A 17,383-nucleotide genomic window follows, 5' to 3' on the forward strand; every position below is an offset into this window, starting at 1 on the left:
CGTCGATACACTTAGGGTAGCTATGCAAACATCATCTATTTTTACGTTCTGGATCCGTTTTTCACTTTTGTTGTGTCTTGCATTCTCTACTGCTAGCTACAGTGACGATGATTTATTACCAAGTGTTGAAGAAATACAGCAACGATTAAACGCTTCCGCGGACGCGGCTGATATTTCTGAGCAAGAAAAAGAACAGATAGAAAAGTCCTACCAGCAAGCAATTGATGACATAAGGGCGGCGCAGCAATATGAGCAACAAAGCCTAAAATACCGACAAGCCATTAAAGATGCGCCAGACGCACTGAGCAAAATTGAACAGCAACAAGCCCGCTATAGCGCGCCGAAGTTACCTAATGAGCCACTGAATAGCCAAACGGTATTAACCCTACTAAACGACATGGAGGGCAAGGTTACTAGCTTGCGAGCAAGTACGTCTGAGCTAAAAGCCAACCTCGATGACGAACGTCGTTTGCTACTTCGTCAGATTATCAGTGACACACAAACGGCCATCGATGCGACCAACAACAACCTTAGCACTGATGAAAAGAGCAACCCTTCCCAATTGGCCGACAATATCGCTCAGACTGCTCAGCGGAAAATGTTGCAGTCCAAAATTGATGCGGTCAAACAGCGCCTAACTTATCGACCGGACCATCTCGCTTTACTTGAAGCGCAAATATCTCTTGAACAGAAGAAGCTCAATGGTGCCATTAACTTACGCGATAAACTCACCGCCTTACAGAGTCAATTAGATAGCAAAGCAAATGCCTCTAAACTCTCGCAACTGCAGGCAGTAACGGCCTCTTTGATTAGCGCTCCCAAATCTTTGCGTGATATCGCGAAACACAATGAGTTGTTAGCCCAACGGGCAGCCTCTTTATCTGAACAACAAGAGAATACCAGTAATGAGCTCAGTCAGATTCAAACACAGATAAATGAGCTGAATAATAAGTTCTCCTCGCTCAACCGCTTACTCGAGCTAGAGGTTTATGAATCATCAGCGGTCTTTGGCAACGCCCTTAGACAAGAATGGGAGCAAACTTCGAGCTTTATCAATGGCAGTGAAGCGATCAAACAAACGGAAATGTTATTGGTCGATAACCGAGTTGCTATGTTTAGCATTAACCAGAAGCGCGCACCATACGACGTACCAGAAGTAAACCCTTTGATGACCCAAATAGGCAAAGACAATACGCGCTGGAAGGATGAAGCGCACAATCTCATCAATCAACGACGAGAGCTGATTTCTCAGCTAAGTTCGGCGTATACACAGCACGTGGATACCTTATCAGTTTTACTGGATAAACTAGGATATTTGAGTCAAAGAAGTAAAACCTACAGTGACCTGTTAGAAAGTAATTTATTTTGGATCCCAAGCGCTACGCCATTTAACCTACAAACGATCGCGGCGGCAGGTGACTCTGCGGCGTGGCTATTTCGCACGAAACATTGGCAAAACGTAGTACAAGCTATCGCGCGTAATGTGCAACAGGAACAAATTAGTTTACTCACAATAGTTTGTGCTTTTGTTCTTACCATTATATTAAGAAAGCGCTTAAAACAACGCTTAACAGATATTGCTCCTAATATCGGGAAGGTGCAAACAGACGCATTTCAATTCACCCTTGAAGGGCTCGCCATTACGTTAGGTTTGGCATTACCCCCAGCATTATTGTTGTTTGCCTTAGCACTGCTTAGCGATACCCAAACGGGCTTCTCCAACAGTTTAAGCAATGCATTTTTCGTTGGTGGATTAATGATGATTTATCTTGAATTCATGCTGCAACTGGTGCGCAAGAATGGATTGGGTGAAGTGCATTTCAGGTGGAGTGAATCCAACCTCGCATTGCTGCGAAAGAACAATAGATTACTCATTATTGTTTTCATTCCTGTGGGCATCATAATGACATTGCTAACCAATCAAGCGAGTGTCGAGATCCGTGAAGATTTAGGGCAATTTGCGCTTATTATTTTATGCGCTTCACTTGCAATTGCGGGAACAAGAGTTACGCGTAACGCTTACTATCGCCACCGTACCTCGCTTTATACATCTAAGCGTTTTTCTTACTTTGTGTATTCTCTGCTTATTTTGGTACCGGTGTTTTTAATCATTTTATCCGCCATTGGCTATCAATACAGTGCTCAGCGCATCCTCGCATTGATGTTAGAAACGGCTGTCTTGTGTACTTTGGCTTTGTTAGTGTATTACACCGCAGAGCGCGCTATCTCTGTCAAAGCACGGCGCATTGCATTTGAAAAAATACGCGCTAAACGTGCAGCCACTTTACTGGCCAATGAGCAACAAGAAGCGGCTGAACAATCAGGCGAAGGGGTGCCTGATATTATCGATACACAAGAGCTAGATAGGCATACCATAACTAGCCAAACCAAAGCGGTAATTCGGCTGATAATTTGGTTGGTTCTCTTAGGTGCACTTTCAATCGTATGGCAGGATATTTCCCCCATCGCCTATTCGCTTGACGATGTAGTTATGTGGGAAATTAGCAGTGACGACCCGAACACTCCCGCGCAACTCATCACACTTTGGAGCTGCCTGCTCAGTTTAGGGATTTTATTTATCAGTGTTATCGGAGTGCGAAATCTACCCGGCTTACTGGAAATGACCGTGCTCGGTCGGTTAAATCTGTCACCGGGTACCAGTTATGCCATCACGACTATGTTGAAATACACCATAGTCATTGTCGGCATTATCGTTTCAGTTAATATACTCGGTGCCCAGTGGTCAAAGTTACAATGGCTTATTGCAGCATTAGGCGTCGGCCTAGGGTTCGGGTTACAAGAAATTGTGGCTAATTTTGTGTCGGGTATCGTGATCTTATTTGAACGTCCGATCCGCTTGGGTGACACGATCACAATTGCGGGGCATAGCGGCACGGTTACCCGTATTCGGATCCGCGCCACCACGGTAAGCGACTGGGACAGAAAAGAGCTGATCATTCCTAACAAAACCTTTATAACGCAGGATTTCATCAACTGGACCTTGTCAGACCCCGTTACCCGTATCGTTATCCCCGTTGGCGTTGTTTACGGCAGTGATACCGAAAAAGTCGTATCCGTTTTATTAAATGAAGCGAATAATAACCACAATGTTTACGACGACCCTGCTCCTGCAGCGTTATTCCTGGCCTTTAGTACCAGTAGTTTGCTCTTTGAACTGCGGGTATTTGCCCGTGCAGTTGTCGACCGGGCCATGGTGACGCACGAACTTCATATGCAAATTGAAAAAGCATTCAAACAAGCGGAAATTGAAATAGCGTATCCTCAACAGGATGTGCACATAAACATGCGTGACCCAATAGATATTAATATCGCTACCACCAAACCTGATGACCAACAAAAATAGACATGCTTAGAAAGTAAAGAGCGATGCCATTCGGGCTCTCTCATTTAACTATAATTCATAAAGAAAATAGTAAATCGACAGTTTTCCTTGGAACCTCAGCTGCGATTTGGTTAGCATAAATCCCTATGTTTCAGATTTATATAAGGTATTCATGCTATCTCCTAAATCAATTTTTCCATTAACAATGCTTTCCATTGTCGTACACAGTTCATATGCTTTTGCTGAGCAAGCGCCCCCTGTCGAGGTTATTATTGTAAGTGGCTCTCATTCGAATACAGATGTTATGGCCCTTGATAGCAACGTAGAGCGTATCAATCAAGATGACATAGAGCGTGTTAATGCTGCTCTAGCCAGTGATATTCTAAATCGCGCAAGCGGCGTTTATGTTCAAGCCAACAATGGTGTCGAAAACCTACCTTCATTACGCTCGCCTATCCTTACCGGCCCTGGAGCCGGTGGTGCCTTTCTGTTTATGCAAGATGGCATAGCAACTCGCGCAGCAGGTTTTGCCAACAACAACGGCCTAGCAGAACTCAATTTGGCCCAAGCAGATAGTATTGAAGTGATCCAAGGCCCCAACAGTGCAGTGTATGGCTCTAATGCAGTTCACGGGGTGATTAACGTGCTGAGTTTATCGCCGCAAAACGGCGGTAATGCTGGCATCACATTTGGCCCGAACGAGCGTGTTCAATTTAATGGTGCTGTAGGCCATGTTGACAACACCACTGACATATCTCAAGGTGTCGGCCTAACGCTACAAGTTATCGATGATGGAGGTTATCAAGATGAAAGCGGATTTACTTCCACGAAGTTGGGACTTCGCCATGATTATCAACAAGACAAGTTAACAATTCAAAGCACTCTATCGGGATTTGATCTTGACCAAGACACTGCCGGTTTTATTGCCTCAGGTGATAACGGCGAAGGCTGCTTCAGTTCTACCTTTGCACCAAGCGAACTATACAAAGACCGTTCAGCAATGGAAAAAAACTGCGATACAGACGCCTATCGTCAATGGTCATCATTGCGTGGTGCTAGTCACATCAACTACCAGTTAGACGCCAATCAAGCGTTAAACTTCACCCCTTATTTTCGCACAAATAGTATGGAGTTCAGGCAGCATTATTTGCCCTCAAGAGCAATCGAGGAAAATAGCCACTACAGTATTGGGCTGAATTCTGATTACCAATGGCAGGTCAACAGCGCCGTAACACTTGTAGTGGGTTTAGACGCCGACTGGACTCATGGTGAACTGACAGAAACGCAAGAGCAAGGCGATATGTTTAGTTTTGGGAAAGCTCGCCAACAAGGGGTGCATTTTGATTATGAAGTGAATGCCACTACCCTCGCTCCATTCATACAAGTTAATTGGCAAATCAATAACGCGTTAAGCGTCAATTCAAGCCTACGTGTTGATTATACTGATTACGATTACAACAACTTAATCAGTGATGGCACAACCAAAGCCGACGGCTCCTTTTGCATCAATAATGATGGTGAAGAGGTAAGTTGTCTCTATCAACGCCCAGCAGACCGAAATGATAGTTTCAATAATACCAGTGCCAAAATAGGTACTAATTATAGGTTGAATGAATATGTATCACTGTTTGCCAACTGGACAAATGGATTTCGCGCTCCTCAAACCACCGATCTGTACCGACTACAAAATCAACAAACCATTGGCACAATTAAATCAGAAGAAGTAAACAGTATTGAAGCTGGGGTGCGTAGCGCTTTTCAAAACCTACAGGTTCAAGCCGTTGTCTACAGCATGCAAAAAGATCATTTCTTCTTTCGGGATGACGATGGTTTGAATGTAACCGATGGTGAGACGGATCATAAAGGCATTGAGCTAAGTGCAATATACCAGTTACTTGAGAGCCTAACTATTTCGGTAAATTATGCCTATGCGCAACACGAATACGATTTTGATCGTCCAAGCAGCGGTGTGGTAAATGGCAACGAAATTGACACTGCCCCGCGCAATCAGGGGAATGCACGTTTGAACTGGCAACCAACTGCTAAAACCGAGCTTGAATTAGAATGGCAGCACGTCGGTAGCTATTACCTTGACCCAGCGAATGCACACGAATACCAAGGGCATGATTTACTTCATTTACGCGGACAGTGGCAAGTCAGTGAACGTGTAAACCTGACGGCAAAGCTAGAAAATTTGACCGACCAAAAATACGCCAGCAGAGCTGATTATGCTTTTGGATCATATCGTTACTTCGGTGGTCAACCTCGCGCTATTTACGTTGGGGCCAATTATAGCTTCTAACGATATCTATGGGTTTTCGTCATGCAGTAGCAGGCGCTAATAATCGTGAATAAAATCACATCCCCTACCCTAGTAGGGGTTTTGTGTACGTTTTCATTCTAAATTATTAAAGCGGTGCAGCTTGTTTTTGACGATTAAACTTGTCGGCATCAATGCCTTTTTTCCAATATCCCGTTGCAAACAGATTTAAACGATCGTACTGAAGATCATGTAATAGCATACCTTTAATGGTTCGTACACTTCTTGCTTCGAGGCCAAAGAACACGTGGGTTTTATCATTGGGTAACGTTTTAGCGGCGGCCTCAACCATATCTTCAAAAGAGTGCGTCGCTTCGTCTTCTATATGCCAATCCACCGCTAAATGCTCTCCCGCATCCATTGAAATAATGTCACTGCGGGTTGGCACCGTTATGACTGATTTTAAGGTTGAATGCTTAGGAATATACTTAGCAAACCCATTTACCGCGTTGACTGACGTTAGATCGCCGATTAACAAGTAATTTTCTTGGCTAAAATCAGTTAATTTTGGAGCTCCAGGCCCCGCAATACCAGCAAAGTCGCCTACTTTGGCGTTCACCGCCCAGTTTGTCGCCGGCCCATCATGACGATTTACTACAAAATCAATTGCCAGCTCCAATGTTTGCGCATTAAAACTGCGGATCGTATACGACCGTTTAAACGCAGGACGCGGTGCGTCAAGCGCTAATTCAGGATACTTTTCACCTTCGTGAGGAACGAGTACTTTAACATGCGCCCCTTCCTTTCCTTCTGGAAAACCAGCTAATTGCTCTGAACTAAATACGATCCGGCGCAAATGCGGTGAAAGCGATTCTATGCGGATAATTTTAACTAAACGTACTTGGGGTTTCATAATCGCTCCTATATAGTTGATAATGTCAACTATAACAAAATCGTTTAACTAATCAAGCCCTAAATGAGAATTATTATTATTTAAGCTAAAACTATCACAAATGGAGAAACGCCTGATCATTGTGATGCAGGCGCTCTTTACATTGCGTGTTTTTGTGAGCATGGGTTTGAATAACCGTCATGCTAATAAATATTAGAGTTGAGCTGGAGGCACCATTTTTCCGCCCGTGCCAATCAAACTAGGTGGAACCATTTTACCGCCCGTGCCGATAATAGCTGGCGGTACCATTTTGCCACCGGTTCCAATCAAACTAGGAGGAACCATCTTACCACCTGTGCCAATAATAGCCGGAGGAACCATCTTTCCGCCCGTACCAATTAAGCTTGGAGGAACCATTTTACCACCCGTGCCTATGGCAAATGCAGAGCTAGAAGCAAGAACAGATAAAACAACAGTGGCAGTAAGTGTCAATTTTTTCATGATTAATATCCTATAGATGATCTTAAGTGGACGAATTTCCACCAAAGTGATTATCAAGGATATTTATCGGCAATGTCACATATAAGGTTAAATTATGAGCATACAAATAGTATGTTTAATTGAACAGTTTCTTATGCTTTAAACCAGTTTTTAGAAATGAGGGTGTAGCCTTGGAATAAGACCAAGAGTGCAGAATAGGTGGTCAATCCATGAAAGATGTAGGGTGCAGCGTAGTAGACGTATGTGCTAGAAACATCAAAAACGCGACGCAATATGTACTCCAGCAAAATAAATTGATGCAGCAAAATATAGAAAAAGACTAATTGATACAAAGAGTGATCTAAGTTTAATGAGCGATATTGGCTGGGGAAGTACTTCGCCATAATAAATACTCGGGCGAATAAAAAGTGCCGTACCCATAGATTTATCGTCAGGAGCAATACATACCAGAATATCATCGGTGCATCCTGCTCACTGATATACCAATAGCCCTCTGTCACTAAACAAAGTACGACCACGAAGACCGTCGGCAAGCGCATACTGTCTTCGCTTACCTTCAGTAGGGTCCAGCATGCCACTAGGTATGTTAGTATTTTTAACGGAAATTGAAATTGCTCACTAATAACAAGCGGATACAGCAGTTCAGAGGATAAATTCGCTCCTGCTGAAATAACAATAATACTCACTAAGTTGATGTCGCGAATAAATAACACTGCAACAAACCCCAACAGGGCAAGGTAGATTTTTTCAAACAGTAAGCTGTCGCCGTATGTTAAGAACCCGGCACAAACAAAAAGAACAGAACCAACGAATTTTGGAATGCGTGTAGAGCTAATAAACACGCGGACTAGAGTCTATCGGTGATAAATTTAAAGTAGCCTACAATTTGATTAACGAAGTTGTTTCGGGTTTCTTCTTTCGCTTTAGTACGACAAACTGACCACCATTTTTTAACGACTTCAATTTGTAAAGTACGTAATGATTCGGGTTTGTTGTTTTCAATCGCAGAAACAGTTTCTCGGCTCAACCCCACTCTAAGTGCAAGTTCACCTTGTGTATAGCCCGCCTCTTTTCTGAGGTTCCTTAAAATAACAGGCAGTTCACTACTGTGTAAATCCATATTCCTGAAGCCCAATAGGTAAAAAAGAAAGCGGTTAATAAATTCGACATTCAATGGTAACTATTTTACGACAGTCAAGTAAAGATAAATCCCTTTATAAGCTAGAACAAAATTTCAGCACTTACCTTTGTGTTATTCCATCTGTTTATATTTTAATCGACAAAACGTCTAATGTGACTCGCTTAATTGCTTAAATTAGGCTGGTCAACGCTTTAGCTAGGCTCTGCACACTCCCTATGTGCCAAGCTTTTCTTAACCAATAAGCGCGCTGTTTCATGTTCAGCGTGAACAAAAGCGCATATGCCCATGCCATCCAGTGCTTTTTTCTCTGCCTGACTATTGATTTTGACGATCACTTTCGCCTGAGGTGAGAAATCTAATACTGCTTGGCAAATAATTTTTTTCTTCAGTAAATTAGTCACTGTCAGAATAACACTTGCTGACTCATCCACTTTTAAAGACTCAAGCACAGGGCGTTTATCTAGGTGCCCAAAATAAGCCATGTAGCCACGTTCGCGCGCTAATAAAACATGTTGTAAGTTATCAGAGATAATCACAAAACGTATTCCTTTTGCGCTGAGTTCTTTGGCTACAATTCGCCCCACGATAGCGAAGCCACAGATGACTGTATGTTGCTGCTCATTAATAGGGGTAATTTTGTCTGACTCAAAAAATTCAACCACAAAAAGCGACGCCAACTTATAGATATTGTTGACCATAAACGGGGTCACAATCATAGAAAGTACGGTCACTAAAATGAGGAAACTGCCGAGTTCATTGGAAATAATATTTTCACTTAGCGCTAACGAAAATATCGCAAACGAAAATTCACCTATCTGACACAAAGCAATAGCCGTTTTAACTGAGTCACTTTTATTCGATTTGCGCCGTATAAGGGCAAAAAGAAACAGGGCTTTGACTAACATGGCCAATGCCAGAACGCCTAGAACCCAGAAGAATTCTTGATAGAAATACCCAATGTCGATTTTAGTACCGATAGAAAAGAAAAATGCACCGAGTAAAATATCTTTGTAAGAGGCGATATCTGATTCGACTTTCACATGAAAGTTTGTTTCTGCGATAATCATGCCTGCGATGAACGCACCAAGGGAATAAGTAAACCCCATTTCGTGAGCCAGGATCGACGCCCCAATGACGATGGTCAGTACCGAGCCCAAAAACAGCTCTTCTAATTTCGCATTGGTTGAAAAGTGTAACAACCACTCGATGATTTTCTTCCCGAGGGTAAACATAAACAAAATCACCAGCGTTGCTGATAACAGAGTATTTAACAGTACGTCACCAACAGATAGCTCGCTGTTAGCTAAGAAGCTGATCAATAATAGGATAGGAATAACTGCAAGATCTTGAAAAATTAAGATAGCCACCGACTTCTCACCGTAAGGCGTGACAACATCTTTTGATTTTTTCAGGTAACTGAGCACAATGGCCGTTGAAGACAAGCTAAACGCAAGGGCAATGATGACGGACGCGGTAATTGTTTGAGTAAATACATAGTGTGCTATAGCAAAGATTAGCAATGCACTGCCAACAACTTGCACAAAGCCGTTGAGAAACACCAGCTCTTTCATTTTTTTAAGCTTATTAAATGACAGCTCTAAGCCTATGGTAAACATCAGGAATACGATGCCAAACTCACCTATAAGATCTAGCGAATGTAACTTTTCGCTGTCGCCAAAATGGAATATATTGCTGATGATAGTACCGGTAATGATATAGCCAATAATGTGTGACACAGAAAGCTTCTTCAGCACTATGTTCAGCACTGTTGCTATTGCCAAAGAGATAAAAATTATCAGTAAAACAGAGTCCATCTATACTTATCCAAACTTTAAATTCAGCCCAGCGCTACATCGCACTAACAAACTTATAACAAAAAAGAACTATAAGCGTCATTTATTGCGATTTATGTAATAAGTAGAATATACCGCACCTCCTCATATGTCTATTTGAATACAGTGCTAGGTAAAAAATCTACGACCACAGATAAGAAAATTCTCATAACCCCACTATAATTTGGTACATCGCATCGCCTGAATCGTTCGCGTCATTGAATGTGAAACGCAAAGCGATAAAAGACTGAATACCACTCAAGCACGCCTAACAAGGAGTACTGGCGTTTCAATAGCAACCAACAAGGACGTAAACATGAATACTTTCAAACACCTATCTACCCAGTGCCTTACTATTACACCTTCTAATAAAGCTCTCACATCAGTCGAAGTAGACAGTAATGCGACACTGCGTACGAGCAGCAGCTCCCTGCCCTCTGTTATCTCGGTGATACAAATGGCACTACTATTCAGCATGTTTTGTCTGGTCAGTTGTACATCAAGTACGCCGGGCTCGAGCCCACTAGCTAGTGACACATCCACTCAAGAACACTCTATTTCTGCTGCATCTTCCGATAATAGCGAAACCAATGCGCCCCAACCACGCCTTGAAAAAAACCTTTTTGATGGGCAGATTGCACCGCGTTTGTCTGGCATGGGGGAACACGGTTTCTATCTTTCAAACGGTAATGAACGAGCGCAAGCGTTTTTCAATCAAGCTATTGCTTTGACTTATGGTTTTAATCATCTAGAAGCTAGGCGTTCCTTCGAGCAAGTCGCTTTACTCGCACCTCAAAGTGCGCTTGCTTACTGGGGTCAGGCATTAGTGCTAGGCCCCAATATCAATGGGCCAATGGAGTCAAGTGCGGTGCAGCCCGCATTCAAGGCGATATCCAAAGCACAAGCGTTGAGTCAATATGCTTCGCCAAAAGAGGTCGCGCTCATTCAGGCTCTAAAAATGCGTTACTCACAAGATGAGTCTTTGTCTGACAGAGCTAACTTAGATGCCCAATATGCCAACGCCATGCGAGCATTAGTCGTGCAGTATCCTGACGACCCTAATCTACGCACTCTATTAGCAGAGTCACTCATGGTGATCCACGCCTGGGATTATTGGAATAGTGATGGGCGGCCAAAAGAATGGACCCATGAAATATTATCAGTATTAGAACAAGGGCTTCAAAATACTCCATCACATGCCGGTCTGAATCATTATTACATTCATGCAGTAGAAGCATCGAAGCAGCCTGAGCGTGGGCTAGCTAGTGCAAAAGTGCTAGAAGATGCGGTACCAGGCGCAGGCCATCTTGTGCACATGCCCTCACATATTTATATTCGCACCGGTCGCTATCAACAAGGTGTTATTAGTAACGAAAATGCGATATTGGTCGACAATAACTATATCGCCCAGTGTCGTCAGCAAGGCGTTTATCCCTTAGCTTATGTGCCCCACAACCGTCACTTTCTGTGGGCAATGGCAAGTATGCAAGGCAACAGTCAAAAAGCCATCAACGCCGCAGAGCACATGGCCAAGCACATAGACACCAACCTAATGACCGAAGAAGGACTAGGAACGCTTCAACACTACTGGGTCACTCCTTGGTACGCTTATGTACGCTTTGGTAAGTGGGACAAAATAATGAGTATCCCAGCACCTAAAGCTGAACTCTTGTACCCTTTAGCAGTGTGGCATTACGCCAGAGGCAGTGCGTTAGCCGCTAACGGGAGCCTCGCACAAGCCAAGATCCATTTACAGCAGTTGCAGCAACTAGCGACGAACCAAAAACTTGCTGATATCACCGTATGGCAAATAAATGACGCATACAGTGTTATCAATATTGCCGCCTTAGTCCTTGAAGGCGAATTGGCAGCCAAATCCAAAAACGACATTGATGCTATTCGTGCATTGAAAAAAGCGGTGGCCCTAGAAGACGAGCTTAATTATAACGAGCCATCTGATTGGCATGCCCCTGTTCGTCAGTCTCTTGGTGCAGTGCTACTCGCATCAGGTGATTTTGCTCAAGCGCAACAGATTTACCAACAAGATCTACAGGTATTTCCGGAAAATGGTTGGTCACTTTACGGGTTGTATCAAGCGCATTTGGCGCAAGGTAATTCAGCGCAAGCCGCCAAGGTTAAAGAGCGTTTTTTAAACGCCTGGCAATACGCTGATATCACACTTAAAAGTTCAGTGGTGCTTTAGACATATAGCGTAAAATACGGATTAAATTCAGTTTAATCCGTCACTTACATTTTCACTTATCGTCAAATAGGCGGCCATTGATGCTTATATGCAATCATATATTGTGAGACGTTTCGATAGGCCGTATCATGGCGCCACAAATCAGCCTACTAGAGCTTACCATGACAGATACAAATATCGATTCAGCGGATTTTATGGCCCAAATTAAACACACTCAAGAATTATGGGCGTTGCAAGATAAAACCAGCGATGGCTGGGTAATATTAGATTCTATCAACTTCGAAAACACTGACGTCATGCCCCTATGGTCAAACGCGCAGCTGGCAAAAGAACATTGCATTGATGAATGGCAAGATTACGTTCCAAAAGCCATCTCGGTCTCGGATTGGCTAGAGTTTTGGGTTGAAGATCTAGCACAAGATAACGTGGTGATTGGCATCGAGTGGCGAGACGGAGGTGAGTATCTAGAAGTAGAACTAGCTGATTTTAGCCAAATGTTAGCCGAAGTAGAAAAGTTTTAAATTGTAGGGCATGTTGAGTGAAATGAGCGCACCCTATGCTGCGCTCATTACGTGTTTATGCTTCTAAAGCTATAGCGTTTTTCAATATACCAATCCCTTCCACTTCTACCTCAGCAATATCATCAGCCTGTAAAAAAACTGGGGGATTTCTAGGGTAACCTACTCCTGAAGGTGTTCCCATTGCAATGCAGTCGCCAGGCTGTAATGTCATGCACTCACTAATTTGTACTAAGGTCGTCACCACATCAAATACCATGTCATTGGTATTGGCGTGTTGCATAACCTGACCATTCAACCGCATCTCTATTTTTAGGCCCTGTGCTCCCGGTGGCAGTTCGTCAGGGGTGACTATCCATGGCCCAAAACCGCCGGTTTGATCAAAGTTTTTGCCCATTGTCCATTGGGTGCTCCAGCGCTGGTAGGGTCGCACTGAACCATCATTAAACAAGGAATAACCCCAAACAGCATCAAGTGCATTATCCTTGGTTAAGAATTTGGCTTGCTTACCAATCACCACGAGTAACTCGGCTTCGTAATCTAGTTTTTTGTTAACTTTGGGAAGTAGCAAAGGCTGTTGATGGGCAGCTAAGCTGGTAGGGGTACGCATGAAAATAGCAGGATGCTCAGGTAAGGCGTTGTTACCTTCTTTCGCATGATCTACATAGTTTAACCCTAAGCACAGAAATCGTTCGGGGTCACCAACAGGCAACGCAAATTCAATTTCATCCAGTGCGAGCGTTGAGCCGTCATAAGCTGATATTTTCTGGCGTAATTCATCTAGTACTGCCCTTCCCTTTAGTATCAAACCTTTCATATTTTGAGGTAAATTTTCATCTATAGCCTGTAAAGGAATGACACAATCGTCTCGTTTTACTGCTAATTTAATGTGTCCATTTTCGTTATATTGAAGAAATTTCATAATGATGCAGGTTCCTGACTAAGGGGACGTAAGCGAAAGTGATGATCAATGAATAATGTTTCGCCTCTGTCAGTGTTTATATAGCTGGGTTCGTGAGTAAGACTTGGTCTGACCCCACCTACCGCGTCGATATCAATATATTCACAATCCGAAAAAAACAGCTCAGTGATGACCGATTCATACCCTTGAGCTGACACCACCACGTGCAGGTGCGCACTGCGCCATGGGCTGCGCTCAAATGCGTTGAGTAAATCACCCACGGGACCATCCATAGGCACTGAATAAGGTTTAGGTCGTATAGTATTCAATGTAAATCTTCCTTGTTCGTCAGTGTATATACGCCCTCGGTTATTCATATCGTCTTGTGTTTCATCTTCATTTGAATACAAACCTGAATCCGCGTTATGCCAAATATCAAGAAGAGCATTTTCTATTTTGACACCGTGCTCGTTAGTCACCGTACCTTTAAAAACCAATGGAATACCGGGCTCACCAGCTCGACACAGAGTCCCGCCCTGTTGAATGATAGGTGCATTTTCAAGATAAAACGGCCCCAAAGGGCTGGCCGGGGTGGCTTCAGGGTTTTTAGTCGATGCGAGTAAGTCCACTAGGCTGGTGATCCCCATCACGTCAGACAACAACATAAATTCATCTCGCGTCTCTGTGGTTTTATTACCCACACGGTAGAAAAAGGCTAACAACTTGGCCCATTCGCTATGGGATAAATCCACTTCGCGAATGAACCCATGAAGGCATTTCACTAGCCCTGTCATAAGCTCTACATGTCGAGGACTCTGAGAGCTGGCAAATGACGCTGCAATATAGTCCGTTATTGTGTCCTGGGTTAAATCTCTCATGCGTTTCCCTTAATTTTGCTACAGGCATTTTACTTTATGCTGCTAGCGTGGCTCCCACGCTACTACGGCTCGCTGAAACCCGTCTCGGGCGGCTACTTTGGTATACCATTGCACCAAATTTGCGTATTGCTCTACATGTAAACCGCACAATTTATATCGGTGAACATTAACGATTGCGGCAATATCGGCCAATGAAAATCCGTTCCCTGCAAGATAATCTGCTGCGCAAAGTCTTTCATTTAGTGCACTTAAGAATTCATACGCTTCGTTAATTTTGCTTTGTACAAGCTCGTCTGAAAAACCAGCAACAAAGTCTTTTACAAACTGTAAAAGCTCAGGATTTTTTTGATGGGCCAAGTAATAGTCAACCTCCTTAGGATCAGAATAATGGCCTAACTTTTTAAATATTAATTCATAAGTTAGGTGCTTTAAGCACCACTGATTAGCATTAGAAAGGTCTATCCATTTTTGCATCTCACACTTTTGTTTTTCGTTATTAGGGTGCAGTTCAGGCCCGTCGAATACATCGTCAACATAAGCAATGATATCTACCGACTCTAGCAGTAGTGTTCCATCATGTATAAACGCAGGTACGTACCCTTTCGGGTGAATTTGTTGATATTCTGACGTCGCGTTTTCCATTAAATGCAAGTTGACCGGATGGCTCTGCCATTCGATGCCTTTTTCTTCTAACGCAAACCGTACGCGCTGAGAACAGCTCGACATACCGAAGTGATAGAGGTGTACTCCTTGCAACGATTTAATTGTGGGGTTGCTTGTTTCATTGATTGCCATTCGCTAACTCCTGCAATGTTAAGCTGACATGTATTTCGGTTGGTCCACTTGCACTGGCGGCTGCGACCGTAATCAAAATGACCACCATACGATACATGTGAACCGCATGTTAATTTAATGTACGTTCCTTGCGACATGCTGTCAACACATTAAAGTGCCTCTAAGACTCGCTTGATAGCACAAGCAGATACGCGACTGATTCTGTTTCTCTGGTAACTCTAGAGGTTCTGTCTCGGGGGACTTGTTTCGGGGAATTGTCTCGGGGGCTTGTCTCGGGTTTGGTTTCTAGGATTCATGTCTAGGATTAGACGCTAGTCTCGGCGTCAGCATGTGCGTTAGTAGATGTCGTTTTGAACACACATTGCGAGGTCATCATATGAGAAATAACCTGAACGTCATGAATTAAGAGTGTATTGAATTAAGAGTGTATTGAATTATATGGCCGTGTCATAAAACTGGTTGCCAATTTAGCTGCAGCCTAAGCGAACGCTATACCCGATAGCGTGCACTTAGCCTGCATTTTGTAGAACGACTAAGCACCGAATTAGATAGCCTTGAATTAGAAAATCAGGCTGATACACAAGGCAAAAATAAACGCCAAACTACCAAGTAAGGTTTCCATTACCGTCCACGTATTTAAGGTGGTTTTTTCATCCATATTTAATAAACGACTAACCAACCAAAATCCTGAGTCATTAAAGTGCGACAATACGGTCGCTCCACCTGCAATAGCAATAACCAAACAGCATAAATCAACCGCCGACAATCCAGTATTCATAGCCACCATAGGGGTTAACAAAGCAGCCGTTGTTGTTAGCGCTACAGTTGCTGAACCCTGCGCCACACGCAAACTAGCGGAAATAATAAACCCAGCCACAATAATCGGCATACCTGTATCGGCTAACAGCCCTGCTAATGCGTCACCTATACCGCTGGCCCTAAGTACTCCACCAAACATTCCACCAGCGCCAGTTACCAAGATCACGGCACAAATAGGTGCCAAAGAATCACCGCACCACTGCTCCATTTTACTCATGCCAAAACGTCGACTAAATATAGTAATAGTGACTAATAGGGTAATCAGCAACGCGACGGGCGTTTTGCCCAATAAGCGCAATGTGTGCACCAGCCCACTGTCTCCTTGTATAACATTGGCGGCAATGAGTGTATTAAGGCCTGTGTCCATGAAAATCAGGAACACGGGTAAAAGTAAGATAAGCATCACACTGGAAAAACTGGGCAGGTTGCTTGGTTTATCTCCTTCTGCTTGTGAACCGTTCTGACTGAACAGTGAATGCAAAGGGATATCGAAGCGCTTACCCGCATACTGACCAAAAATATAGGCACCTAAGTACCAAGTTGGGGCGGCGATCACGAGCCCTATTAGCAGTAGTAAGCTTATGTCAGCCCCTAAAAATTCCGCAGCCGCAACAGGGCCAGGGTGCGGTGGTACGAAGGCGTGCATCACTGCGAAAGCTCCCGCAGCAGGCAAGGCATAGGTTAATACCGAGCCGTTAAATCGATGGGCAACGCTAAAGATAATCGGCATCATCACAATTAAGCCAGCGTCAAAAAAGATAGGAAAACCAAAGCATAATGACGCGATCCCTAATGCTAGGGGCGCTTTGTCTTGACCAAAACGATTGACCAAATTATCCGCCAGAACCTGCGCCCCGCCCGACACTTCCAGCAACTTGCCTATCATTGCACCTAGCCCGACCAGCAACGCCACTGACGCCAAGGTACCGCCAAAGCTGCCCATTAGCGTAGGCACCACTTCTGTCACGCTAATGCCTGCAACTAAGGCTGTCACTAAACTGACTAAAGAAAGAGCAATAAAGGCGTGAAGACGAACGCGTACAATCAGAAACAATAAGGCGAGCACAGCACCTAACGCGACGGTTAATAAATACCAAGGTTCATGAATAAAGGGCTGATTTTGCATGCTTAGGCTTCATTTGTTGTTAATTAACAACAATTTAACATCAACCAAAGGGAGATTCATCCATTATTGTGCATTAATTACAAAAAGACTATAAGGGTCGACATGGCTGTTGACCCTCTCATTTTAGGCTCTTACTGGGCTAAGTAACCTAAATACTGGATAAGCATGAAACAC

13 protein-coding genes are annotated in these 17,383 nt (G+C 43.6%); 4 read left to right on the plus strand and 9 right to left on the minus strand.

What is annotated here, in order from left to right:
* The first annotated feature begins 22 nt into the window (after positions 1 to 22).
* Together GCHA_RS06295 and GCHA_RS06300 are read left to right on the plus strand one after the other, a co-directional pair.
* Positions 23 to 3,364 (plus strand): mechanosensitive ion channel domain-containing protein, encoded by a 3,342-nt coding sequence (locus GCHA_RS06295; protein ID WP_007986284.1) that lies wholly within the window; start codon positions 23 to 25, stop codon positions 3,362 to 3,364.
* Between the two features lie 151 nt (positions 3,365 to 3,515).
* Complete coding sequence (locus GCHA_RS06300; protein ID WP_007986286.1) at positions 3,516 to 5,645, plus strand: TonB-dependent receptor; 2,130 nt, start codon at positions 3,516 to 3,518, stop codon at positions 5,643 to 5,645.
* Between the two features lie 106 nt (positions 5,646 to 5,751).
* On the opposite strand, the gene GCHA_RS06305 is transcribed toward GCHA_RS06300, so the two are convergent.
* The 5 genes from GCHA_RS06305 to GCHA_RS06325 form a co-directional block, all read right to left on the minus strand.
* On the minus strand, positions 5,752 to 6,516 hold the full coding sequence (locus tag GCHA_RS06305) for a siderophore-interacting protein (protein WP_007986288.1): 765 nt from the start codon (positions 6,514 to 6,516) through the stop codon (positions 5,752 to 5,754).
* A gap of 192 nt (positions 6,517 to 6,708) precedes the next feature.
* Positions 6,709 to 6,996, minus strand: coding sequence for a hypothetical protein (locus GCHA_RS06310; RefSeq protein WP_007986290.1), 288 nt, complete (start codon positions 6,994 to 6,996; stop codon positions 6,709 to 6,711).
* A gap of 131 nt (positions 6,997 to 7,127) precedes the next feature.
* Positions 7,128 to 7,838, minus strand: coding sequence for a hypothetical protein (locus tag GCHA_RS06315; RefSeq protein WP_007986292.1), 711 nt, complete (start codon positions 7,836 to 7,838; stop codon positions 7,128 to 7,130).
* A gap of 5 nt (positions 7,839 to 7,843) precedes the next feature.
* A complete protein-coding gene (locus GCHA_RS06320) occupies positions 7,844 to 8,116 on the minus strand; it encodes a helix-turn-helix transcriptional regulator (RefSeq protein ID WP_007986295.1) in 273 nt (90 codons plus the stop codon).
* Positions 8,117 to 8,328: 212 nt separating this feature from the next.
* On the minus strand, positions 8,329 to 9,951 hold the full coding sequence (locus GCHA_RS06325) for a cation:proton antiporter domain-containing protein (RefSeq protein ID WP_007986297.1): 1,623 nt from the start codon (positions 9,949 to 9,951) through the stop codon (positions 8,329 to 8,331).
* A 334-nt stretch (positions 9,952 to 10,285) separates the two neighbouring features.
* Here GCHA_RS06325 and GCHA_RS06330 point away from each other — a divergent pair, with 334 nt between their 5' ends.
* Positions 10,286 to 12,172 (plus strand): tetratricopeptide repeat protein, encoded by a 1,887-nt coding sequence (locus GCHA_RS06330; protein ID WP_318248946.1) that lies wholly within the window; start codon positions 10,286 to 10,288, stop codon positions 12,170 to 12,172.
* Between the two features lie 128 nt (positions 12,173 to 12,300).
* Complete coding sequence (locus GCHA_RS06335) at positions 12,301 to 12,693, plus strand: DUF2750 domain-containing protein (protein WP_007986299.1); 393 nt, start codon at positions 12,301 to 12,303, stop codon at positions 12,691 to 12,693.
* Positions 12,694 to 12,748: 55 nt separating this feature from the next.
* Here GCHA_RS06335 and GCHA_RS06340 read toward each other — a convergent pair whose 3' ends face one another.
* From GCHA_RS06340 to GCHA_RS06355, 4 genes are all read right to left on the minus strand, one after another.
* A complete protein-coding gene (locus GCHA_RS06340) occupies positions 12,749 to 13,612 on the minus strand; it encodes a fumarylacetoacetate hydrolase family protein (RefSeq protein ID WP_007986300.1) in 864 nt (287 codons plus the stop codon).
* Positions 13,609 to 14,469, minus strand: coding sequence for a dioxygenase family protein (locus GCHA_RS06345; protein WP_083881837.1), 861 nt, complete (start codon positions 14,467 to 14,469; stop codon positions 13,609 to 13,611). The genes GCHA_RS06340 and GCHA_RS06345 overlap by 4 nt, the downstream gene beginning before the upstream one ends.
* 42 nt (positions 14,470 to 14,511) lie before the next feature.
* Complete coding sequence (locus GCHA_RS06350; protein ID WP_007986302.1) at positions 14,512 to 15,264, minus strand: glutathione S-transferase family protein; 753 nt, start codon at positions 15,262 to 15,264, stop codon at positions 14,512 to 14,514.
* 559 nt (positions 15,265 to 15,823) lie between these two features.
* Entirely contained in the window at positions 15,824 to 17,209 is a 1,386-nt protein-coding gene (locus tag GCHA_RS06355) for a GntP family permease (RefSeq protein WP_007986304.1), read from the minus strand.
* Positions 17,210 to 17,383 lie beyond the last annotated feature (174 nt).

The sequence above is a fragment of the Paraglaciecola chathamensis S18K6 genome (assembly GCA_000314955.1).
GTDB classification, from domain to species: Bacteria; Pseudomonadota; Gammaproteobacteria; order Enterobacterales; family Alteromonadaceae; genus Paraglaciecola; species Paraglaciecola chathamensis.